Below are 20,094 nucleotides of genomic sequence, written 5' to 3' on the forward strand. Positions count from 1 at the left end.
TGCCAGGTGGGCGAGGATTTCAGGCGAACGGGTCGCCCGCCACCCCGCTGAGGCGGACCAGGCCGGGCCTGCCCTCGTCGGTGACGCGCACGTACAGCGTGTAGGCCGAGCCCGTCTCCTCCGCCTTGGCGCGGGCCCAGGCCAGGACGTCCTCGACGTCGGCGCCGGTCACCTCGTACTCGTCCGAGGCCCTTGCCGACCTGTCCCAGAAGTACGCCCGGTAGGTGGCGCCGTCCTGCTCCCAGGTGACGTCTTGCGGATCCACTCCTCGTACGTGCATGGGGTAACCGTAGTGGCCCGGCCCGCGGGCTCTCCCCGACGTGAGGCCGGCGGCCTGGGAGCGCCCCGCCGGTACCTCCCCGAAGGCCGCATGGACGAGCTCTACCCCGAACTCCCCGCAAGCGGCCCCGCGCTGCCCAACACCACGGACAGGCACACCAATTGGTTGGCGTCGCTGCGAAAGGGGGGCGCGATCGTTCCTTGATGCGGCGCCCCGGTCGATCGCGGCCCAGTGACGTTTTGAACCTCCATGGCGCTGTAATCAGTGCGACGCCCTGTGCGCCGATGCGCCATGTCACATACTGGACACGCCTGTTCTTACTTTCCGTGACCTTCGTGTCGGGTCATTCCGGAATATCGGCTGCTGGGCAAAATAGGCCCTTTCGCATCTCATGGGTTGACTCGATGCGACAGAATCGCACCCCGGAATCGCCCGATGTCGGGCACCGCTCGGGCGAACTGAGACGCGACGGCCCATACCCCCGCTACCCACAGTGGTGGCAGGTGCCGTTCGAAATTTGCCTGGAACGGGACGACTCTTGATCGCTTGCCACCCCCTGGATAATCTCCGTTTCGAACATTCATGCAGGGCCGTGACCTGGCCCACCGTTATGCAAAACAGGGGGAAGTGTGCGTAACCCGCGTAGGACGCTTGCCATTTCAGCCATGAGTCTCATCATGGCCGGCGGCCTGACCACCGGTCCCGCGATAGCCGACAGCCACCATGGGGCTGACGGACCCCCGTACGCCTGCAAGGCGTCGGCTGACAGGCCGCACTACTCCAAGGGTGCCAAGAGTGTCATCTACAAGACCCGCGTCGAGTGCGCCGGCAGCATGCCGGCCATCGAGGTCCATTGCAAGGGCCAGTTGATGTATTCCACCGGCGGGGCTCCTTCGACGGCCGCGACGTCGAGTGAGACGCAGTCGGTCAAGACGGACGGCACGAAGTCGACCTTCTATACGCCTGAGGTGGGTGGCAAGAAGGTGGACTGGTCGGGCAGCTTCCAGGGCTCGACGCACTGCACCAGTCCGGACAGCCGCATCGAAATCGGCGATGCCACGACGCCTGTCGTCAAGGTAAAGGTTCCGTAGGGAATTGCTGACGCCCCGGTCCTGCGGCTGTCCGACGACGGCTGGGGCCGGGGCGTTTTGCTGCCTCCGCATCGGGGCCACGGCCGAGATCCACTTTCGATACGCGCTCTATTGCTCCAGTCGGAAGTCGTTGCCTGAGCTGGCGTTGTCGCCCACCGTGACGCCATTGTTGAACTCGTGATATCCCAGACGCCTGCCAGACGCCTGCCAGACGCCTGCCAGACGCCTGGTGGTCTTGTGGAACACGGCTCGCCCGCCCGGGTAGTTGTCGTGCTCGAACAGGAAGAAACCGTTCTTCGGGCACCCGCCGCTATCGGCGTGAGCGACCGGACCGAAGTCGATCAGAGCCATGACACTCAGTGACATCGCATCGGTGCTCAGAATCGCCTTGCGCATCATCCGCATTGTTGTACTCGTGAGTGCGGGGCCATTCCCCGCTATAGGCTCGATTCGAGAGAAAGCCATGAATGCGTGGAGGACCATTCGGCGAGTTCTGAATGGGCGTGACATGTGGCGTGTGTGTGACGTGTGAACTGTGACATGCGACGTACGACGTGTGACGTATGACGTGTGACGTGGCGCATCGCATGGGTTTACGGGGGAGTTGCCGGTGATCCGGATGAAGTTGAGTGCACGGACTCTGGAATCGATCCGCTTTGCGGTATCGCCCATGATGGAGACCGTGACGGCGATTCAGCACAGATGGTTCGCGCCGCACACCATGCCGGGAGAGCCGCCATGGGCCCGGACGGCCCGTGACCCGCGGCTGTGGAAGCGGCTGGACGAGGCGAAGGCCTGGCGCCTGGCCCTCTCCCTGTCGTCGTCCACCACGTCGTCCCGGCCCCGCGCCCGGGCGCTGGTGGCCCTCCAAGAGGCAGCGGTGCGTGGGGACGACAGAATCACCCAGCGGTTCGTGGAAGCGACCGAGCGGTTCTTCCGGCTCTGCCTGGAGCCCCACTGGCCGGTGATCGAGGAACAGGCGGAGGAGGACATCCTCTGTCGCACAGGCGTCATCGCCAAGCGGGGGCTGGCCCATTGCCTTGCCTCGCTCCACCCCTCGGTCTCCTATCGCGACGGCACCCTGTGCGTCGCCAACGACACCGAGCTGAACTCCGCCTACGACCGGGAGATCGCCCTCGTCCCGTCCACTCTGGCCACCCGGTGCTTCCTGGCGCTGGACCACCGTGCGGGCTACCGCCTCTGCCTCGTCTATCCGGCCCTGCGGCCGGCCGGGAGGGGCGGCGGCCGGCCGCGGACGCCGCAGCGAGCGGGCGAGGTACTCAGTGAAGTTCTCGGCCATACGCGGCTGATGCTGCTGTCCAGCCTGGACCGGCCGACCACCACCACCCGCCTCGCCGCGGTGCACCACCTCAGCCCGTCCACGGTCTCGTACCACCTCACCCGCCTGTACCGGGCGGGCCTGCTCACCCGGCTGCGGGACGGCAGCAGTGTCCGCTACCAGCGCACCGGCGAGGCGGACCGGCTGCTCGCGCAGGCCATGTGACCGCCGAGCGAGCGGTGAGCGGCGAGCGGTGAGCGGTGAACGGCGGGGCAGGGGCGGGGGAGGTCAAACGGACGGCCGGCCGAACGGGCGGAAGATGACGGCCCGACCACCGCCGGCCCTCCCCTGCGGGAAGAGCGAGGGCATGAGGGCTTTCGTTCTCCGGAGGGTCGGGGAGGTCGCCGTCATCGAGAAGCCGGTCCCCGAACCCGGCCCGACCGATGTCGTCGTGCGCACCACCGCGGCCATGGTGTGCACCACCGATGTGCACACCATGAGGGGCGCGATGCCGGTCGCGCCGGATGTGACGCTGGGACATGAGGCGGTCGGTGTCGTCCACGCGCTCGGCTCGGCCGTCGAGGGACTGGCCGAAGGCCAACGCGTCGCGGTGGCCGGGATCACGCCCTGCTTCCCGTGCGATTCCTGCCAGCGCGGGTTCTCCTCGCAGTGCCAGGGGCGGATGCTCGGCGGCGCCCGCTTCACCACCCGGCGGGACGGGAACCTCGCCGAGTACTTCCTCGTCAACAACGCCGAGGCCAACCTCGCCCCGATTCCCGCCTCGCTCTCCGACCACCAGGCCCTGTACGCCACCGACATGCTCTCCACCGGCTTCGTCGCCGCCGAACACGCGGAACTCGCCCTGGGCGAGACCGTCGCGGTCTTCGCCCAGGGCGCGGTGGGGCTGTCGGCGACGATCGGCTGCGGACTGCTCGGCGCGGGCCTGATCATCGCCGTCGAGTCGGTTCCCGCCCGCCAGGAACTCGCCCGCCGCTTCGGCGCCGATCTGATCGTCGACCACACACAGGGCGATCCGGTCGCGCGGATCATGGAGCTGACGGACGGCCAGGGGGTCGACGCCGCCATCGAGGCGCTGGGCACCCCGCAGACCTGGGAGGCGGCCTTCCGGGTCACGAAGCCGGGAGGCCGCATCTCCAACGTCGGGTACCACGGCGAGGTGCACGAGCCGCTGCAGATCCCCCTGGAGCCGTTCGGCTACGGCATGTCCGACAAGCAGGTCTATGCCGGGTTCAACCGCGGTGGCCGGGGGTGGCTCCGGCGAATCTTCCGGTTGCTGGAAAACGGGAAGATCGACCCCACGCCGATGACCACACACGCATTCGGATTCGACGAGATCGAGCGCGCCTTTGCCATGATGGCCTCGAAAGAGGACGGAATCATCAAGCCGCTGATTCACTTCGATGCGGGTGGGGCGTAGGCGGGTACTGCCGGAACGAGATCTCCCGCCCTCTCCCTTCCCGGCTCAATCGAGCCACCGGGAAGCCAGCCCGGCGAGATAGGAGAGGGACAGTGCCGTCGCGGTGATCTGGAATCCGGTGGTTCCTCCGGCCCAGTGGGCGAGCGGGGCCATGGCGGAAGCCACCCAGATGCCGGCACACCAGCTGCAGCTGACCAGATAGGCGGGTTTGGAGTCGTCGCCGAAACGGCCGGCCACCCAGGAGCGGAATCCCGCCGCGAGCGTGTCCTTCGTCAGGAATCTGGTGATGCGGCACGTCGCGCCGAGGGAAAGGAGAAACACCACAAGGCTCATGAGATCCACCCCGTCACCGTGAAGGCACCCAGCCGGTCACTGCTGATTGAGGACGAGGATGGTGCCGATGCCGCCCGCGCGCTGGTTGGCCGCGTCGGCCTCCTGCCAGGTGTAGTACTGGCGCACGGTGCCGTCGGGCAGGTTCAGCTGGTAGATGATGACGGTCGGGCGGGCACCGCCGCCGCAATTGCAGCCCATGTTCCGCTCCTTCTGAGACGTCTTGCCATGCGGGTCGACGGCCCCGTCGGCCGGCAGGCGTACCGCCGTGCCCCTGGGGCCTATCCTTGGGGTCCAGCGGCCGCCCCCCGTACTTGCACTACGGGGGACGGCCGCTTTGCCGGGTCGATCATCAACTCCCTTGCCGGTCAGACCGGTTCAGGTGAGCTGCGGTACGGCGTTTCCGGCCGCGGTACGCGAGCCGGGGCCGGGTTTCAGGTGAGGCAGACCGACAGGGTGCTGGACGAGGAGGCGCCGCCGCTGGTCGCGGTGTAACCGGAGAACAGCACCTGCCCGACGTTGAGGGTGGCCGTGCAGCTGGCGTTGCCGCTCGCGTTGGCCACGGCGGTGCACACCACGGGGCCGGCGGGGCCGTCCAGGTGGAAGGTGACCGTCGCGCCCGGAGTCGCGCCACTCGCGGTGAACGTGGCAGTGGCGAAGGCCCAGGGCAGCGGGGGGACGTTGAGCGTGTAGCAGGCAGGGTGTGCGGTGAGCCCCGTCGCCCCGCCCACGGTCACGGTTCCGGTCCCGGAGGACCCGGCGCAGTTGCAGGTGCTGCCGGTGGCGGTGAGCACGGTGGCGGTGACGGTGGTGCTGCCGGCGGGCAGCGTGCTGGTGGTGACGCCGGCCTGGCCGGAGGCGTTGGTCAGGCCGACGCCGAGCGGGCCGCTGGTGGTGCTGAACAGCACGGTCGCGCCCGGGACCGGGGAGCCGCCGCAGGTGACGGTGGCGGTGACGGTCACCGGCTGGCCGGCGGCCGGCCTGGCCGGGCTGGACGTCACCGAGACGGCGCAGCCCTGCGCGGCTCCGACGGTCACGGTTGCGGTCGCGGCTCCACTGGTGGCACCGGCGGCAACTACCGTGCCCGACGTGGTCGCTGTGAAGGTGACGCTCGCATTGCCGAGGCCGTCAGCGGTTACCGACTGCGGGGCAACCGCGTCGTAGGTGAAGGTGATCACTTCCCCCGGCGCGGCACCGGTGACAGCGGCTTGGAAAGTCTGGCCCACCGTTACCGAGGACGGAGTGAGAGCGAGAGCGAGTGCCATGTAGGACAGCCCCTTTCGAAGGCTCCGCGAAGGAGGTGGGGAGCTGCTGCACGCCGGAGGGCAAGGACCGTCCGAGCGCGCTCACCTGTCGGGGGTGCCCTGAAGAACACGACGAAGCCGCATCACGCCGGCAGCCGTCCACGGTCCCCCGACAGGGGATGGGCACCCCATCGTCGGTAGCACCGATTGAAGCGACCGGCCCGATGCCACACCACAGTCAGCGATCGGCTTAGCCCGATTGGCGCAGCGCACATCGGCGCGTGGTACCGACCTCTCGGCCGTGAGCCGACATGACGACGGCCCCCGTCGGGCGACGGGGGCCGATCATGCGGAGGTGCTGCCGGGACTCAGCCGGCGAACTCCCCGCCCTTGACCGCGGTGATGAACGACGACCAGCCGCCCGCGGGGAAGACGAGCGCCGGACCCCCGGGGTTCTTGGAGTCGCGGACGGGGACGAGGCCGTGGGTCTCGGTGAGGGCGCGGGAGAATTCGATGCACGCCCCGCCGTTGCCTTCGCTGTAGGACGACTTGGTCCAGGCGAAGTCGCGTGAAAACTCGATGCAGTCTCCGCCGTTGCCCTCGCTGTAGGACGACTTGACCCACGTGGCGACGGCGAGATCCAAGTCGGGGATCATGCTCGGTACTCCTTCAGCAGAGACTTGATCAGGGGTAATGATTCATCCGGGGACAACGCATTCGCCCTGAGCAGATCATAGTCGTCCAGGGCCGCATCGACTGCTTGTTCGGAGTCGTGCATCCGGGCTCCTACCCGGGTCTCCGTGTACAACACCGTGCGGGAACTTGGAAAGCGCAACACGATGAAGGGCATCGAGGACGTGGCCGGGATACCCGCGGAGAAGGGCATGACCTGGAGCTCGACGCGTGGTGATGTGCCCACCGTCAGCAGGTAGTCGAGCTGTCCGGTCATGACCTCGGTGCCACCGACCGTGGTTCGCAGGCAGGCCTCATGAAGGATTACCCATAGGTGCGGCGGAGCGTCCCGCTCGAACACCTCACGCCGTCGTAGCCGCGCGGCAACCTTGTCCTCGATCGCCTCCGCACTCGCATGAGGGTTGGATACGCGGAAGACGGACCGTGCATAGCCCTCTGTCTGGACCACGCCTGCCACGAGGTTCGTCTCGTAGGTCAGAATCCGCGAAGCCTTCCGCTCCAGATTGAGATACGGCACGAACCAACTCGGGTGCTCCCCTTCGTCGATCCGCTCCAACATCCCCGAGAACAAGTCGCCCGTCCCGAAAGTCAGATCGCAGCCCTTGGCGAACTTCTGGCTGGGTCTGGGGAGCAGTGTGCCGGACTCGACCTTGCTGACGTACCCCTCGGAGTAGCCGGTGGCCTTGCCCAGATGCTTCTGCGTGAGCTTGCGGGCCAGCCGGACCTGTCTGATGTCACGGCCGAAACGCTCCAGCGGATTCAAGTGCTCGGGCGGCGTCGTCTCGTCCAACGCGGTGACCTCTCGTCCTGTGCGCGCATACCGGCATCGCGGCAGGTCGCAGACTTGAGCGAGGCCGGTTCAAGCGCCCCCACTCTATTGCCTGTTGCGTTGTCCCGGTGACCATTTGGCTACACCCGGTATCCGCCGGAGAGTCGAGCCACCGCCACGCACAAGCCCGTAGTTACGGAGTGGACAACATGACCGACGCCATCGCGCGGCTCCTGCCGTGGACCGGCCCGGAGGGAAAGCCGTGCTTTCTCGTCAGTGACGGGACCGGGTATGTGTCCCGTGTCGCCGACGCCATGGAGGCGGCGCAGATGGCGCTGGCCGCCGAACTCCTCGCGGAGGCGCGGCGCGTCCTCGCGGGACGGACCTGGACTTCCGGCGAACTGCACCTGCTGACCGTCGAGTTGGTCGAATCCCTCGTCGAGGTGCGCCGCGTCGCGGAGAGCCGGGGCGGACGTCTCCTCGCGTCCGCCGGCGACCCCGAGGTGACCGCTGCGGAAGACGACGGGGGCAGGTGAAGTGAGCGTCAGCCCGCCTGCGCAATGAAGACCAAGGGCCAGGTCAAGGGCAAGGCCGAGGAAGGCTACGGCAGCGCGGCCGCGAGTGCCCCCAGCAGCGCCAAGTCCCCCTCCGTGAGGGCGATGTCCGCCGCTGCCAGGTTCTCGTCGAGGTGGGCGGGCGAGCCCGTACCGGGGGTCGGCAGCAGGACGGGGGAGCGGTGCAGCAGCCAGGCCAGCGCGATCTGGCCGGGGGTCGCGCCGTGCCGGGCGGCGACCGTGGCGAGCGTCGGGCCAGCGCCCCCGGCCAGCGTGCCGTTGCCCAGCGGGAACCACGACAGAAAGGCCGTGCCCCGCTCCTCGCACAGCTCCAGGACGTCCTCCGCGGCGCGGTCCAGCAGGTGGTAGCGGTTCTGCACCGAGGCGATGGGGGCGAGCTGCTGAGCCCGTGCCAGTTCGGCCGCGCTGACGGAGTCCAGGCCGATGTGCCGGATCTTTCCCGCCTGGTGGAGCTCGGTCAGCGTGCCCAACTGGTCGGCCATCGGCACCTGCGGGTCGAGCCGGTGCAGCTGGTAGAGGTCGAGGGTGTCGGTGCGCAGCCGCCGCAGGCTCGCCTCGCACATGGCGCGCAGATCCTCCGGCCGTCCGGCGATGTGCCACCGGTCCGGGCCGGTGCGGACCACCCCGCCCTTCGTCGCGATCACCAGCCCTTCCGGATACGGATGCAGGGCACGCGCCACCAGCTCCTCGGCCACGTCCGGGCCGTAGTTGTCGGCGGTGTCGATCAGGGTGACCCCGTGCTCGACGGCCCGGCGCAGCAGCGCGACGGGGCGCTGCGGATCGTCGTGCCGCGGCCCCCAGTAGCCGGGCCCGACGAGCCCGCCGGTCCCGAACCCCAGCCGTCCTGCGGCCGGTTCTCCACCGATCGGAATGACGGTTCCCACGGCCTTCGCCCCCTCGGTTGCGGCCTCCATGAATGCCGAGCGTAGAGCGGGACCCGGTCCATAAGATCAACCGGTGCCTCCTGACATATCGCTGTTCACCGTGACCCTGCTCGCTCTCGCCGCCCTCGCGGCGGGCTGGATCGACGCCGTGGTGGGCGGCGGCGGACTGCTGCTGCTCCCCGCCCTGCTGGTAGGCCTGCCGCACACACCCACCGCGTACGTCCTCGGGACCAACAAGTCCACCGCCGTGGTGGGCACCACCGCGGCCGCGGTCACCTACGTCCGCAAGGCCCCGATCGACGTCCGGAGCGCGCTGCGTATCGGCCTCGCCGCGATGGCCGGTTCGCTGGCCGGGGCGTTCTTCGCGGCGGGTATCAACAGCGAGGTGCTGCGCCCGCTGATCATGGCCGTCCTGCTGGGGGTGCTCGCCTTCGTCCTCTTCCGCCCGGCTTTCGGGACCGCGCCGGCGCCCTCGGGCCCGGTCTCGCGCCGGCGCGTCGTGGCGGCCGTCCTCGTCGCGGGCCTGGGCATCGGCTTCTACGACGGCCTGATCGGGCCCGGGACCGGCGCCTTCCTCGTCGTCGCGCTCACCGCGATCCTGCACATGGACCTGGTCGGCTCGTCGGCCACCGCCAAGGTCGTCAATGTCTGCACCAATGTCGGCGCGCTGGCGATGTTCGCGATCCAGGGCACCGTGCTGTGGCAACTCGGCGCCCTGCTGGCGCTGTTCAACCTCGTCGGCGGCATGGTGGGCGCCCGGATGGCCCTCAAGCGCGGCGCCGGCTTCGTGCGGGGCGTCCTGGTGGTGGTCGTCGTCGCCCTGCTGTGCAAGCTGGCCTACGACCAGTGGCTGGCGGCCTGACCGCGGCACCGGGTGCGGGCGCGGCCCCGCCGCCGGCCGGCCCCGCCGCTGCCCGTCACCGGCCGGCCCCGCCCGCCCGGCGCGCTCAGAACCGGCAGTGGTACATCCGCGCCATGTCCCGCACCGCGGGCACCTTCGCCGACACCCGGGCCGCCGGCCGGTAGGCCGCCGGCATGTTCTCGATCCCCGGGATCTCCAGGGCGCTGATGTTCTCGACGATCTCCAGCTTCGGGCTCAGCCGGGCGATGCCCGCGGCGTCCGTGCCCCAGTGCAGCCGGGCGCCGGCCTTCACGACGACCCGGTTGAGCCGCTGGGCGCGGATCGCGAACCTGCTGAAGGCGTCGAAGGCCAGCCCGCCGCTCGGTACGTGCGAGATCAGCCGCCGGAGCAGGGCCGTACCGTCCTCCTCGGTCAGATACATCAGCAGCCCCTCGGCCACGATCATCGTCGGCCGGTCCGAGGGGAGCTGTGCGGTCCACGCCGGGTCGGTCACGGACGACGGGACGGTGGTGTACCCCGCGCGCTCCGGGCAGAGCTCCCGGCGCAGCGCGATGACCTCGGGGTAGTCGATGTCGAACCACCGCACCCCGGGGCCGGGGGCGGGGCGGGGTGGCGCTCGGACTGGTCATACCCTTGACGATACAGAACATTCAGAAAAACGTGAAGACTCAGAACTCCGGCTGCGACCTCCCCGGGTGGCCGCCGCGCCCCTGTCCGGGCCGCCGCCGGGCCCCTACCCCGAGGCCGCCGCCGGGCCCCTACCCCGAGGCCGCCGCCGGGCCCCTACCCCGGGCCCCTACCCCGGGGCCGTCGCCGCGGCCGCCGTACGGCGCTCGCTCAGCGGCACTCCCGTGACGGCCGTCAGCACCACCGCCGCGTTCTCCAGGGCCAGCAGCCCGTGCCGTTCGCGCGGGAGCATGGCGACCTGACCGGCCTTCAGCTCCGGACCGCCGCCCGGCCCGGTCAGCCGGACCCGGCCGTACAGGACGTGCAGGCTCGCTGCCGGGGGAGTGTTGTGCTCGTCCAGCTCGGTGCCCGCGGTCAGGGCGATCACGGCCTGCCGCAGCGGGCCGTCGTGCAGGAAGAGGTGGGCGCTGCGTCCGTGGGCGGAGGTCCTGGCTTCATCGAGCAGGTGGCGGGCGAGTGCATCGAGATCGTCCATGAGGCCGGCCTTTCGCGTGCGGACGCGGCGGAGCTTCCTTTCCATCGTTGCCGGTGCGCCCCGGGACGCAACCGGGGAGCGCGCCCACGGGCCGGGAGCCGCCCGGAAACCGTCGGGGGAGCCCGCTCGCGGAGGGGACGGCGTCCGGGTGCATACCGCTGCCGGGCGGGCCGGTCCCTTCCGGGATGATCATCTCGGTCCGTACGATGCGGAGCGGTTCCGCGGCCTCGGGCAAGCCTGCTCGGCGGCGGCGCGGGCCCGCTGTCCCGTCTGTCCCGATCCCTCCCGACCCCACCGCGAAGGATGCACCTGTGGCCGACCCCACCGACCCGACCCGACCACCCGGCTCCGCCGGGCACCCGGACGCCCGATTCCTGACCGTCATGACGACCGTCGACAGCGAGGCCAAGGCCGCGCACCTGGCCCGCGGCGCGATCGAGCAGCGACTCGCCGCCTGCGCGCAGATCAGTGCGCCGGTGACCTCGGTGTACCGCTGGGACGACGCGATCGAGACCGGACAGGAATGGCAGGTGCTGTTCAAGACGGCCCAGGCGCGCTACGCGGCCCTGGAGACCTACCTCCTGCAGGCGCACGACTACGACACCCCCGAGATCATCGCCACGCCGGTCACCCACGGTGGCGCCGGCTATCTGTCCTGGGTCGCGAAGGAGACGAGCTGACGTGGAACGCAACACCACTGGGCGCGGTGCGACGACGCGGCACGCGCAGAAGCGGCCGGTCCGGCGGCGCTGGATCGCGGCCGGGACCGCGGTGGCCGGTGTGGCGGCGTGCCTGACCCTCGCCTCCGTGGGCCATGCCGCCCAGGACGCCCCGCACGCGGCGGCGCACGGCGACGGTCCGAGCCCCACCCCCCGCCCCGCTGCCACCTGGACCAGCCGGGACGCCGCCGCCTACTGGACGCGGGACCGGATGGCGGCCGCCGCACCGGCCGACCCCGGGCGCGGCACCGCGGACCGGGCCGCCCACGCCCGGTCCGCGCCCGCCACCAAGGCCGCCCCCGCCGCCAAGTCGGCCGCCACCGCGCGGCACTTCGACGGCGTGCCGTCCGTCGGCGTGCTGTTCTCCGTGGACGGGGACGCCCGCGCGCACCACTGCACCGCCAGCGTGGTGCACAGTCCGCACCGCAATCTGATCCTCACCGCCGGGCACTGCAATCCGGGTACCCGGGCGGCTTTTGTCCCGCAGTATCGTTCCGGCGAGGACAAGCAGCCGTACGGGGTGTGGGCGATCGAGGACACCTTCGCCTACCCCGGCCGTGGCACCACGGGCGCCGGGGCGGACCTCGACTTCGCCTTCGCCACCGTCGCCCCCGGCGAGGACGGCCGGCCCGTCGAGGAGGCCACCGGCGGCAACACCCTCTCCCCGACGCCCGGTTACGCCAATGACGTCACCGTCGTCGGCTACCCGAACGTCCGCAACGACCCCCAGGACAAGGCCGTACGCTGCGCCGCCCGCACCAGCCGGCTGTCCGGTACCCATGAACTGCGCATGGACTGCGGCGGGTTCTACGGGGGTACCTCCGGCAGCCCCTGGCTGGCCGACTTCGACGAGGAGAGCGGGACCGGCCGGGTCATCGGCCTGATCGGCGGCCTCAACGGCGGCGGCCCCACGGGCCCGGACAGCGACCGCATCTCCTACAGCCCGTACTTCGGCGAGAAGGTCCTCAGCCTCTACGCCCGGGCGTCCCAGGCGTGATCGTGCTTTAGGGGTGGCGGGGGCGCTGACGCAGCGCCTCCGCCACCCCCTTCTCGTGCGGTCCGAGGAAGTGCGGATCGGGCCGCAGCAGCGCGTCCGCCGCCGCCTTCCCGGCCGCGAAGATCTCCCGGACACCGCCGTACGCCCAGGTCACATCGTGCTTCGCGGCCACCCCGACGCCGTACGCGTCGACCCCGGCCGCCGTACACAGCGCCAGCGCGCGCCGGATGTGGAAGCCCTGGCTGACCAGCACCGCCCGGTCCACCCCGAAGACCCGGTGCGCACGGCTGCAGGAATCCCAGGTGTCGAAGCCCGCGTAGTCGCTGACGATCTTGCGGGCCGGGACGCCGTGCCGCAGCAGATAGGCGCGCATCGCATCCGGCTCGTCGTAGTCGTCCCGGCTGTTGTCGCCGGTGACCAGGACCGCGCGGACCGTGCCCCGGTCGTACAGCGCGGCGGCCGCGTCCAGCCGGTGGGCGAGGTACGGCGACGGCGCGCCGTTCCACAGCCCCGCGCCGAAGACGAGGGCGACGGGTGCGGCGGGCGCGTCCGCGACACTGCGCACCCGGGGGCCCGCCGATGCGTTCATCCAGGTCGCGGGCGCCAGCGCCAGCACCGTCAGGGCGACGACGGCCTGATAGGCGCGCCGCCGGTCACGCCGGGTCCGCGGCAGCCGTATCCGGCGTGTTCCGCTCTCTGCGCGCTGCCGTACGCGCCGCCCTGCGCGCCGCACCGGCCCCGGTCCCTGCCCTCGCATCCGTGCCCCCGTTTCCGACCACGCCCGTCGTGATCGATCTCGCAGGCTGCGACGCCCACCGCGCCGTGTCGGTTGCGCAGGCGGCCTGGCATCGTGGCAGAGGGAGCACCCCTTGGCTGCGCTCCGGAGAGGAAGCACCGCCATGACCACCGAGCCCGCGCGGCTGCCGTTCTTCGTCTACGGAACGCTGCGCCCCGGCGAGGCCAACCACGCCTGGGCCCTGCGCGGCCGCACCGTGGCCGAGGAACCGGCCCACATCGGTGGCGCGCTGCTCTACGACGGCCCCGGATACCCGTATGCGACAGCCGGACCCGCCGGCGCGGTGGTCCACGGAGACCTCGTCCTGCCCCGCGACACCGACTACGACGAGGTCTGCGCCACCCTGGACCGGCTGGAGGACTACGCCCCCGGCGACCCGGAGAACCTGTACGAGCGGGTGCCTACCGACGCCGTGTGCGCGGACGGCAGGACCGTACGGGCCTGGGTCTACCTGGCCGCCGACCGCCTCGCCGCCCGGCTGCGCGCCACCGGCACCCCCATCGAGGGCGGCGACTGGCCGGCGGCGAGAGCGGCGGCCGGCTGACGGCTCGGCCGCCACGACGCAACGGGCCTCCGCCGCCACGACGCAACCGGCGCGCGGGCGGCCAGGACGCCGCCGCGGCACCGGTCACCGGCCCGGATAGCCTGGACGACTCCTCGCCGGACGAGGATCTTCCCGTAACCGCTACCCGCATCGCCGACCGCTTCCCGAACCGCAGAACAGGTGTGACCCGCGTGGCTTCCTCCCCGTCCTCCCCCTCCGCCGCAACCGCCCCCGCGCCGCTGCCCAAGGCGGAGCTGCATCTGCACATCGAGGGCACCCTGGAGCCCGAGCTGGCCTTCGCGCTCGCCGAGCGCAACGGCGTCGCCCTGCCGTACGCCACCGAGGGCGAGCTGCGCCGCGCCTACTCCTTCGACGATCTGCAGTCGTTCCTGAACCTCTACTACGCGCTGATGGCCGTGCTGCGCACCGAGGACGACTTCGCCGACCTCGCCCACGCCTATCTCGCCCGCGCCCGGGAACAGGGCGTACGGCACGCCGAGATCTTCTTCGACCCGCAGGCGCACACCGCGCGCGGCGTCCCGATCGCGACGGTCATCAACGGCCTGGCCCGCGCGCTCGACAGCGCCCAGGAGACCTACGGCATCAGCACCCGCCTGATCATGTGCTTCCTGCGCGACGAGAGCGCCGATTCCGCCCTGGCGACGTTCGAGGCGGCCCGCCCCTTCCTCGACAAGATCACCGCCGTCGGCCTGGACTCCGCCGAGGTGGGGCACCCGCCGTCGAAGTTCAAGGAGGTCTTCGCGCTGGCCCGGGAGGCCGGACTCAAGTGCGTCGCGCACGCGGGGGAGGAGGGGCCCCCGGCCTATGTGTGGGAGGCCCTGGACGTCCTCGGTGTGGACCGGATCGACCACGGGGTGCGCTCCCTGGAGGACGAGCGGCTGGTGGCCCGCCTGGCGGCCGAGCAGGTGCCGCTCACCGTCTGCCCGCTGTCCAACGTCCGGCTGCGGGTCATCGACGACCTCGCCGACCACCCGCTGCCCGCGATGCTGGACGCCGGACTGCTGGTGACCGTCAACTCCGACGACCCCGCCTACTTCGGCGGCTACGCGGGCGACAACTTCACCGCCGTACGCGACGCCCTCGGCCTCGACGCCGAGACGCTGCGCACCCTCGCCCGCAACTCCTTCCGCGCCTCCTTCCTCGACGAGGCGGCCCGCGCGGCGTATCTGCGGGAGGTCGACGCGCACGGGGCGTAGCAGGCAGCCGGGCGGCGGGGACCCGAGAGGGGCCTGCCGCCCGTCCTTGCGCCGGGGTGAGGGCCGCCGGCAGCCGGAGGGAACACGGAGTTCGCCGCGGGGAAACGGCACCGCAATGCGCGCCTGCCACGCTCACCGCATGACGGCGCCGATACCGCACCCGCCCTCCGCGTTCCCCGGCCCCCTCGGCGCGGGAGACCTCGCCGCCGAGATCAGTGCACAGCTCGGCACCCGGCTCGGCCGGGTCCGGCTGCACGGTTTCCGGCGCCCGGCACCGCCGCCCCCCACCCTCGTCGCCGTGGCGCACGGCAGCCGCGACCCCCGCGCCCTGCCCACCGTCCGGGCGCTGCTCGACCGGGTCCGTGCGCTGCGCCCCGGGCTGCCCGTACGGCTCGGGCACATCGAGCTGAACCGTCCCCTGCTCGCCGACACCCTCGCCGAGCTGGACGGTGCGGCCGTCCTCGTCCCGCTGCTCTTCGGCCGGGGCCACCACGTCACCCACGACCTGCCCGCCGCGCTGACCGGCGCGCCCCACCTGACCGGCGGGGTCGCCGAGCCCCTGGGGCCGCACACCCTCCTCGCCGAGGCGCTGCACGGCCGCCTGCTGGAGGCCGGATTCCCCGACGGCCGCGGCCCGCGCAGCGCCGTGGTCCTGGCCGCCGCCGGTTCCCGCGCCCCGCGGTCCGCCCAGGACACCGAGCGCACCGCACAACTGCTCTCGGCCCGCCTCGGCGGCACCCCCGTACTGCCCGCCTACGCCTCTGCCCTCCCGTCGCCCGCCGCCACCCCGGCCCGAGACGCTTCGCGTCGCCCCTCTCCGATCGCCCCGACCGTCCCCGACGCGGTCCGCGAGCTGACCGCCCGCGGCCACGACCGGATCGCCGTCGCCTCCTGCTTCACCGCCCCCGGACGCTTCGCCACCCAGTGCGCGGCCGCCGCCCCCGGGACCGCCTCCGCACCCCTGGGCGACCACCCCGCACTGGCCCGGCTCGTCCTGCACCGCTACGACCAGGCGCTCCTCGCGCGTACCGGATCCGGCCCCGAGCGCACCAAGGCGGCTACCGTCGCTGTATGACCGGCACCTCGACGGGCACCTCACCGACCATCCCCGGCTACACCGCGGCCGATACCGAGCGCTGGGTTTCCGAGCCCGACAAGCGGCCGGGACGCACCGCCTTCCAGCGCGACCGCGCCCGGGTGCTGCACTCCGCCGCGCTGCGCCGGCTGGCCGGCAAGACCCAGGTCGTCACCCCCGGCGCCCACACCCCCGCCTGGGACGCCAGCCCGCGCACCCGGCTGACCCACTCCCTGGAGTGCGCCCAGGTCGGCCGGGAGCTCGGCGCCGCCCTCGGCTGCGACCCGGACCTGGTCGAGACCGCCTGCCTGGCGCACGATCTCGGCCACCCGCCCTTCGGCCACAACGGCGAGCAGACCCTCAACGAAGTCGCCGCGCCCTGCGGCGGTTTCGAGGGCAACGCCCAGTCGCTGCGGCTGCTGGCCCGGCTGGAGCCCAAGCGGTTCGTGCCCGCCGGGGACGGCCCGTCGGTCAGCGTCGGGCTGAACCTCAGCCGTGCCGCCCTCGACGCGGCCACCAAGTACCCCTGGCCGCGCGGCGCACACCCCACCGACCCCGCCTCCCCGAAATTCGGGGTCTACGAGGACGACCTGCCGGTCTTCGAGTGGTTCCGGAGGGACACGCCCGCCGGTGCGCAGAGCTTCGAGGCACAGGTCATGGACTGGTCCGACGATGTGGCCTACTCGGTGCACGACGTCGAGGACGGGCTGCACGCCGGACACCTCGACCCCAACCTCCTGCTCGCCGACGCCGAACGCGCCGAGATCTTCGCGGTCGCCGGTGAGCGCTATGCGCCCGGCGCCGGCCCCGGGGAACTGGCCGCGGCGCTGGACCGCCTGCTGGAGCAGGAGTGGTGGCCGCACGGCTACGACGGCTCCGCGCTGGCCCAGGCCCGCCTGAAGGACGCCACCAGCCAGCTGATCGGCCGCTTCTGTCTCGCGGCCGAGGCCGCGACCCGGGCCAGGTGGGGGACCGGGCGGCTCACCCGCTACGGAGCCGAACTGGTGGTTCCGGCCGAAACGCGGTGGGAATGCGCCGTTTTGAAAGCCGTCGCCGACCGGTACGTCATGCAGCGCCCCGACCAGGAAGCGCTCCGTGCCGAGCAGCGCATCGTCATCGCCGAACTCGCCGAGACGCTGCTCGCCCGCGCCCCCGACGGCCTTGATCCGCAGTTCCGTTCACTGTTCGACGCGGCCCCCGACGACACCGCGCGGATGCGCGCCGTCATCGACCAGATCGCGGCCCTGACCGACACCTCGGCCCGCTCCCTGCACGCCCGCCTCACCCGCCACCCTGGTCACGCGCCGGGCCACCGAGGGTGACCCTTGGGGGAAGCCCCTCATCCCCCGCATGCTCTTCCCCCCTCACGCTCCGTGCGGGACGCTCGAACCCGACCGCTTTCGAACGGAGCACCCTGACAACAGTGAACAGAGAACCCTGACCACGGCGGACCGAGAGCCCCGGCCACAGCGCACGGGACACCTCGGTTCACCGGCGCACCGGCGCACCGGCACCCCGGTTCACCGGCGAACGGGAACCCCGGCGGCACCGAGGGCATCAACGGGGGAGAGCAGACCGGGGGTACACAGGGGGGCGTTTACGGACGCGGACGCGGACGTACGGCACCGCAACGAGGAGGAAAACAAGTGGTCGACGCACACCAGACGTTCGTCATCGTCGGGGGTGGCCTGGCCGGCGCAAAGGCCGCGGAGACTCTCCGCGCGGAGGGATTCACCGGCCGGGTGATCCTCATCTGCGACGAGCGCGACCACCCGTACGAGCGCCCCCCGCTCTCCAAGGGGTTCCTGCTCGGGAAGGAAGAGCGCGACAGCGTTTTCGTCCATGAGCCCGCCTGGTACGCCCGGGCGCACATCGAACTGCATCTGGGCCAGCCCGCCGTCCGCCTAGACCCCGAGTCCAAAACCGTCCGCCTCGGCGACGGCACCCTGATCGCCTACGACAAGCTGCTGCTGGCCACCGGCGCCGAACCCCGCCGCCTGGACATCCCCGGCACCGGCCTGGCCGGCGTGCACCACCTGCGCCGCCTCGCCCACGCCGAACGGCTGCGCGGGGTACTCGCCTCCCTCGGCCGGGACAACGGCCATCTGGTCATCGCCGGGGCCGGCTGGATCGGCCTGGAGGTCGCCGCGGCCGCCCGTTCCTACGGCGCCGAGGTGACCATCGTCGAGGCCGCCCCGACCCCGCTGCACGGCATCCTGGGCCCCGAACTCGGCGGCCTGTTCGCCGATCTGCACCGCGAACACGGCGTCCGCTTCCACTTCGGCGCCCGCTTCACCGAGATCGTCGGGCAGGACGGCGTGGTGCTCGCGGTGCGCACCGACGACGGCGAGGAGCACCCCGCCCACGATGTGCTCGCCGCGATCGGCGCCGCCCCGCGCACCGCACTCGCCGAACAGGCCGGGCTGGACCTCGCCGACCCGGAGGCCGGCGGCGGGGTGGCCGTCGACGCGGCGCTGCGCACCTCCGACCCGTTCATCTACGCCGCCGGGGACGTCGCCGCCGCCGATCACCCCCTGCTGGACACCCGGTTGCGGGTCGAACACTGGGCCAACGCCCTGGGCGGCGGCCCGGCCGCCGCGCGCGCCATGCTCGGCCAGGACATCAGCTACGACCGCATCCCGTACTTCTTCTCCGACCAGTACGACATCGGCATGGAGTACTCCGGCTACGCCCCGCCCGGCTCCTACGAGCAGGTCGTCTGCCGCGGCGACGTCGCCAAGCGGGAGTTCATCGCCTTCTGGCTCGGCGCGGACGGCCGGCTGCTCGCGGGGATGAACGTCAACGTCTGGGACGTCGCCGAAACCATCCAGCAACTGATCCGCGGCGGGGCGCGGTTGCGGCCCGAGGCACTGGCCGATCCGGAGGTTCCGCTGGCCTCGCTGCTCCCGTAGCGTGCGCCTATGACGCAGAACCACCATGGTTCCACCGGCTCCGGCTCCGGCTCCGGCGCTGTCCCCTCCGGCTCCGGCGCTGTCCCCTCCGGCTCGGGCTCTGACCCCGGCAGCTCCGGCAGCGCCGGCGTCCCGGCCGTCACCTTCGACGACGTCCGGGACGCCGCCCGGCGGCTGGCAGGCGTGGCCCACCGCACACCGGTCCTGCGCTCCCGCACCCTCGACGCGCTGACCGGCGCCGAGGTCCACCTCAAGTGCGAGAACTTCCAGCGGGTCGGCGCCTTCAAGTTCCGCGGCGCCTACAACGCCCTCTCCCGGCTCTCCCCGCAGCAATTGGCCCGCGGGGTCGCCGCCTACTCCTCCGGCAACCACGCCCAGGCCGTCGCCCTCGCCGCCCGGGAGCTGGGCAGCCACGCCGTCATCGTGATGCCCGAGGACTCCCCGGAGTCCAAGAAGGACGCCACCGCCGGATACGGCGCCGAGATCGTCACCTACGACCGGTACACCGAGGACCGCGTCGCCCTCGGCCGCAAGATCGCCGAGGAGCGCGACCTCGTCCTGATCCCGCCGTACGAGCATCCGCACATCATCGCGGGCCAGGGCACCACCGCCCTGGAACTGATCGAGGAGACCGGTCCGCTCGACGCCCTGCTCGTCCCGGTCGGCGGGGGCGGCCTGATGGCCGGCGCCGCCACCGCCGCGACCGCCCTGGTCCCCGGCATCCGGATGATCGGCGTGGAGCCGGAAGCCGGCGACGACACCCGGCGCTCACTGGCCGCAGGCCACCGCGTCACCGTGCCCGTCCCGCGCACCATCGCCGACGGCCAGGCCGCCGAAACCCCCGGCGAGCTGACCTTCTCCCTCAACCGGTGGCTGCTCGACTCGGTCGTCCTGGTCAGCGACGACGAGATCCGCGCGGCCATGAAGCTGGCCTTCGAACGCCTCAAGATCGTTATCGAGCCCAGCGGCGCCACCGCCCTGGCCGCCCTGCTCGCCGGGCGCATCGACCTTCCCTCAGCGCCTGAACGGCCTGGGCGGCCCGGGCGGTCCCCCCACCCGCCCCGCGTCGGCGTGATCATCTCGGGCGGCAACGTGGGACTGGAGAGGTTCCTGGAACTACTGGGGTGAGCGGCGAGGCCACCTGCCGCGAGGTCTCCGGGGTGGGCGCCGGGGTGCCGGGTTCCAAGGCCTCCCGCCCACCCGCCGACGCCTCCCGGCCAGGAGTGC

Annotated in this window: 23 protein-coding genes and 1 pseudogene; 13 read left to right on the top strand and 11 right to left on the bottom strand. The window is 71.7% G+C overall.

The features are described 5' to 3' along the window. Positions 1 to 19: 19 nt before the first annotated feature. The gene (locus tag OHS81_RS25305) at positions 20 to 280 is read right to left on the bottom strand and encodes a hypothetical protein (protein ID WP_328386947.1); all 261 of its coding nucleotides are present in this window, start codon (positions 278 to 280) and stop codon (positions 20 to 22) included. Between the two features lie 665 nt (positions 281 to 945). Here OHS81_RS25305 and OHS81_RS25310 point away from each other — a divergent pair. Next, on the top strand, positions 946 to 1,371 hold the full coding sequence (locus tag OHS81_RS25310) for a hypothetical protein (RefSeq protein ID WP_328386948.1): 426 nt from the start codon (positions 946 to 948) through the stop codon (positions 1,369 to 1,371). A gap of 108 nt (positions 1,372 to 1,479) precedes the next feature. Here OHS81_RS25310 and OHS81_RS25315 read toward each other — a convergent pair whose 3' ends face one another. After that, the gene (locus tag OHS81_RS25315) at positions 1,480 to 1,767 is read right to left on the bottom strand and encodes a hypothetical protein (RefSeq protein WP_328386949.1); all 288 of its coding nucleotides are present in this window, start codon (positions 1,765 to 1,767) and stop codon (positions 1,480 to 1,482) included. A 286-nt stretch (positions 1,768 to 2,053) separates the two neighbouring features. Between OHS81_RS25315 and OHS81_RS25320 the strand changes: the two genes are divergently transcribed. Beyond that, positions 2,054 to 2,875: an ArsR/SmtB family transcription factor gene (locus OHS81_RS25320; RefSeq protein ID WP_328386950.1), complete on the top strand. Its 822-nt coding sequence runs from the start codon at positions 2,054 to 2,056 to the stop codon at positions 2,873 to 2,875. A 142-nt stretch (positions 2,876 to 3,017) separates the two neighbouring features. Beyond that, positions 3,018 to 4,088, top strand: coding sequence for a zinc-binding dehydrogenase (locus OHS81_RS25325; protein WP_328386951.1), 1,071 nt, complete (start codon positions 3,018 to 3,020; stop codon positions 4,086 to 4,088). Between the two features lie 45 nt (positions 4,089 to 4,133). Here the strand turns inward: OHS81_RS25325 and OHS81_RS25330 are convergent, their stop codons facing one another. The 5 genes from OHS81_RS25330 to OHS81_RS25350 all read right to left on the bottom strand — a co-directional run bounded on the left by OHS81_RS25330 (position 4,134) and on the right by OHS81_RS25350 (position 7,145). Continuing rightward, positions 4,134 to 4,421, bottom strand: a complete 288-nt coding sequence (locus tag OHS81_RS25330; protein WP_328386952.1) for a hypothetical protein — start codon at positions 4,419 to 4,421, stop codon at positions 4,134 to 4,136. A 36-nt stretch (positions 4,422 to 4,457) separates the two neighbouring features. Further along, positions 4,458 to 4,619, bottom strand: a complete 162-nt coding sequence (locus tag OHS81_RS25335) for a DUF7196 family protein (protein ID WP_328386953.1) — start codon at positions 4,617 to 4,619, stop codon at positions 4,458 to 4,460. A 233-nt stretch (positions 4,620 to 4,852) separates the two neighbouring features. Then, positions 4,853 to 5,683, bottom strand: coding sequence for a hypothetical protein (locus OHS81_RS25340; protein ID WP_328386954.1), 831 nt, complete (start codon positions 5,681 to 5,683; stop codon positions 4,853 to 4,855). A 347-nt stretch (positions 5,684 to 6,030) separates the two neighbouring features. After that, positions 6,031 to 6,318: a DUF397 domain-containing protein gene (locus OHS81_RS25345; protein WP_328386955.1), complete on the bottom strand. Its 288-nt coding sequence runs from the start codon at positions 6,316 to 6,318 to the stop codon at positions 6,031 to 6,033. Further along, positions 6,315 to 7,145, bottom strand: coding sequence for a helix-turn-helix domain-containing protein (locus tag OHS81_RS25350; RefSeq protein ID WP_328386956.1), 831 nt, complete (start codon positions 7,143 to 7,145; stop codon positions 6,315 to 6,317). The genes OHS81_RS25345 and OHS81_RS25350 overlap by 4 nt, the downstream gene beginning before the upstream one ends. A gap of 188 nt (positions 7,146 to 7,333) precedes the next feature. On the opposite strand from OHS81_RS25350, the gene OHS81_RS25355 reads away from it, so the two are divergent. Then, a complete protein-coding gene (locus OHS81_RS25355; RefSeq protein WP_328386957.1) occupies positions 7,334 to 7,660 on the top strand; it encodes a hypothetical protein in 327 nt (108 codons plus the stop codon). A 65-nt stretch (positions 7,661 to 7,725) separates the two neighbouring features. On the opposite strand, the gene OHS81_RS25360 is transcribed toward OHS81_RS25355, so the two are convergent. Further along, positions 7,726 to 8,613 carry an aldo/keto reductase gene (locus tag OHS81_RS25360; protein WP_328386958.1) on the bottom strand — a complete coding sequence of 296 codons (888 nt, stop codon included), beginning with the start codon at positions 8,611 to 8,613 and terminating at the stop codon, positions 7,726 to 7,728. Positions 8,614 to 8,656: 43 nt separating this feature from the next. Here OHS81_RS25360 and OHS81_RS25365 point away from each other — a divergent pair, with 43 nt between their 5' ends. Continuing rightward, positions 8,657 to 9,445 (top strand): sulfite exporter TauE/SafE family protein, encoded by a 789-nt coding sequence (locus tag OHS81_RS25365; RefSeq protein ID WP_328386959.1) that lies wholly within the window; start codon positions 8,657 to 8,659, stop codon positions 9,443 to 9,445. An 85-nt stretch (positions 9,446 to 9,530) separates the two neighbouring features. On the opposite strand, the pseudogene OHS81_RS25370 reads toward OHS81_RS25365, so the two are convergent. Beyond that, positions 9,531 to 10,037: pseudogene (locus tag OHS81_RS25370) on the bottom strand (class I SAM-dependent methyltransferase); the annotation flags it as partial. A gap of 204 nt (positions 10,038 to 10,241) precedes the next feature. Further along, complete coding sequence (locus tag OHS81_RS25375) at positions 10,242 to 10,607, bottom strand: cupin (RefSeq protein WP_328386960.1); 366 nt, start codon at positions 10,605 to 10,607, stop codon at positions 10,242 to 10,244. A gap of 311 nt (positions 10,608 to 10,918) precedes the next feature. Here OHS81_RS25375 and cutA point away from each other — a divergent pair, with 311 nt between their 5' ends. Both cutA and OHS81_RS25385 read left to right on the top strand, forming a co-directional pair. Next, on the top strand, positions 10,919 to 11,287 hold the full coding sequence (cutA, locus tag OHS81_RS25380) for a divalent-cation tolerance protein CutA (RefSeq protein WP_443058761.1): 369 nt from the start codon (positions 10,919 to 10,921) through the stop codon (positions 11,285 to 11,287). A 1-nt stretch (position 11,288) separates the two neighbouring features. Next, on the top strand, positions 11,289 to 12,323 hold the full coding sequence (locus tag OHS81_RS25385; protein ID WP_328386961.1) for a trypsin-like serine peptidase: 1,035 nt from the start codon (positions 11,289 to 11,291) through the stop codon (positions 12,321 to 12,323). Positions 12,324 to 12,330: 7 nt separating this feature from the next. Here the strand turns inward: OHS81_RS25385 and OHS81_RS25390 are convergent, their stop codons facing one another. Beyond that, on the bottom strand, positions 12,331 to 13,080 hold the full coding sequence (locus OHS81_RS25390) for a SanA/YdcF family protein (RefSeq protein WP_443058762.1): 750 nt from the start codon (positions 13,078 to 13,080) through the stop codon (positions 12,331 to 12,333). Between the two features lie 142 nt (positions 13,081 to 13,222). Here OHS81_RS25390 and OHS81_RS25395 point away from each other — a divergent pair, with 142 nt between their 5' ends. The 6 genes from OHS81_RS25395 to OHS81_RS25420 all read left to right on the top strand — a co-directional run bounded on the left by OHS81_RS25395 (position 13,223) and on the right by OHS81_RS25420 (position 19,995). Next, positions 13,223 to 13,663 carry a gamma-glutamylcyclotransferase family protein gene (locus tag OHS81_RS25395; RefSeq protein ID WP_328386963.1) on the top strand — a complete coding sequence of 147 codons (441 nt, stop codon included), beginning with the start codon at positions 13,223 to 13,225 and terminating at the stop codon, positions 13,661 to 13,663. A gap of 191 nt (positions 13,664 to 13,854) precedes the next feature. After that, entirely contained in the window at positions 13,855 to 14,880 is a 1,026-nt protein-coding gene (locus OHS81_RS25400; RefSeq protein WP_328386964.1) for an adenosine deaminase, read from the top strand. A gap of 139 nt (positions 14,881 to 15,019) precedes the next feature. After that, the gene (locus tag OHS81_RS25405; RefSeq protein ID WP_328386965.1) at positions 15,020 to 15,955 is read left to right on the top strand and encodes a sirohydrochlorin chelatase; all 936 of its coding nucleotides are present in this window, start codon (positions 15,020 to 15,022) and stop codon (positions 15,953 to 15,955) included. After that, positions 15,952 to 17,277: a deoxyguanosinetriphosphate triphosphohydrolase gene (locus tag OHS81_RS25410; protein ID WP_328386966.1), complete on the top strand. Its 1,326-nt coding sequence runs from the start codon at positions 15,952 to 15,954 to the stop codon at positions 17,275 to 17,277. The genes OHS81_RS25405 and OHS81_RS25410 overlap by 4 nt, the downstream gene beginning before the upstream one ends. 324 nt (positions 17,278 to 17,601) lie before the next feature. After that, positions 17,602 to 18,867 (top strand): NAD(P)/FAD-dependent oxidoreductase, encoded by a 1,266-nt coding sequence (locus OHS81_RS25415; protein ID WP_328386967.1) that lies wholly within the window; start codon positions 17,602 to 17,604, stop codon positions 18,865 to 18,867. Positions 18,868 to 18,876: 9 nt separating this feature from the next. After that, positions 18,877 to 19,995 carry a pyridoxal-phosphate dependent enzyme gene (locus OHS81_RS25420; protein ID WP_328386968.1) on the top strand — a complete coding sequence of 373 codons (1,119 nt, stop codon included), beginning with the start codon at positions 18,877 to 18,879 and terminating at the stop codon, positions 19,993 to 19,995. The last annotated feature ends 99 nt before the right edge of the window (positions 19,996 to 20,094 follow it).

The sequence above is a fragment of the Streptomyces sp. NBC_00400 genome (genome assembly GCF_036048035.1).
GTDB lineage: Bacteria > Actinomycetota > Actinomycetes > Streptomycetales > Streptomycetaceae > Streptomyces.

What these genes read in the sequence shown, in the direction of transcription:
- OHS81_RS25305 (WP_328386947.1), bottom strand. Translation starts at nt 280, where the DNA reads ATGCACGTACGAGGAGTGGATCCGCAAGACGTCACCTGGGAGCAGGAC.
- OHS81_RS25310 (WP_328386948.1), top strand. Translation starts at nt 946, where the DNA reads ATGAGTCTCATCATGGCCGGCGGCCTGACCACCGGTCCCGCGATAGCC.
- OHS81_RS25315 (WP_328386949.1), bottom strand. Translation starts at nt 1,767, where the DNA reads ATGCGCAAGGCGATTCTGAGCACCGATGCGATGTCACTGAGTGTCATG.
- OHS81_RS25325 (WP_328386951.1), top strand. Translation starts at nt 3,018, where the DNA reads ATGAGGGCTTTCGTTCTCCGGAGGGTCGGGGAGGTCGCCGTCATCGAG.
- OHS81_RS25330 (WP_328386952.1), bottom strand. Translation starts at nt 4,421, where the DNA reads ATGAGCCTTGTGGTGTTTCTCCTTTCCCTCGGCGCGACGTGCCGCATC.
- OHS81_RS25335 (WP_328386953.1), bottom strand. Translation starts at nt 4,619, where the DNA reads ATGGGCTGCAATTGCGGCGGCGGTGCCCGCCCGACCGTCATCATCTAC.
- OHS81_RS25340 (WP_328386954.1), bottom strand. Translation starts at nt 5,683, where the DNA reads ATGGCACTCGCTCTCGCTCTCACTCCGTCCTCGGTAACGGTGGGCCAG.
- OHS81_RS25345 (WP_328386955.1), bottom strand. Translation starts at nt 6,318, where the DNA reads ATGATCCCCGACTTGGATCTCGCCGTCGCCACGTGGGTCAAGTCGTCC.
- OHS81_RS25355 (WP_328386957.1), top strand. Translation starts at nt 7,334, where the DNA reads ATGACCGACGCCATCGCGCGGCTCCTGCCGTGGACCGGCCCGGAGGGA.
- OHS81_RS25360 (WP_328386958.1), bottom strand. Translation starts at nt 8,613, where the DNA reads ATGGAGGCCGCAACCGAGGGGGCGAAGGCCGTGGGAACCGTCATTCCG.
- OHS81_RS25375 (WP_328386960.1), bottom strand. Translation starts at nt 10,607, where the DNA reads ATGGACGATCTCGATGCACTCGCCCGCCACCTGCTCGATGAAGCCAGG.
- OHS81_RS25390 (WP_443058762.1), bottom strand. Translation starts at nt 13,080, where the DNA reads ATGCGAGGGCAGGGACCGGGGCCGGTGCGGCGCGCAGGGCGGCGCGTA.
- OHS81_RS25395 (WP_328386963.1), top strand. Translation starts at nt 13,223, where the DNA reads ATGACCACCGAGCCCGCGCGGCTGCCGTTCTTCGTCTACGGAACGCTG.
- OHS81_RS25405 (WP_328386965.1), top strand. Translation starts at nt 15,020, where the DNA reads ATGACGGCGCCGATACCGCACCCGCCCTCCGCGTTCCCCGGCCCCCTC.
- OHS81_RS25410 (WP_328386966.1), top strand. Translation starts at nt 15,952, where the DNA reads ATGACCGGCACCTCGACGGGCACCTCACCGACCATCCCCGGCTACACC.
- OHS81_RS25420 (WP_328386968.1), top strand. Translation starts at nt 18,877, where the DNA reads ATGACGCAGAACCACCATGGTTCCACCGGCTCCGGCTCCGGCTCCGGC.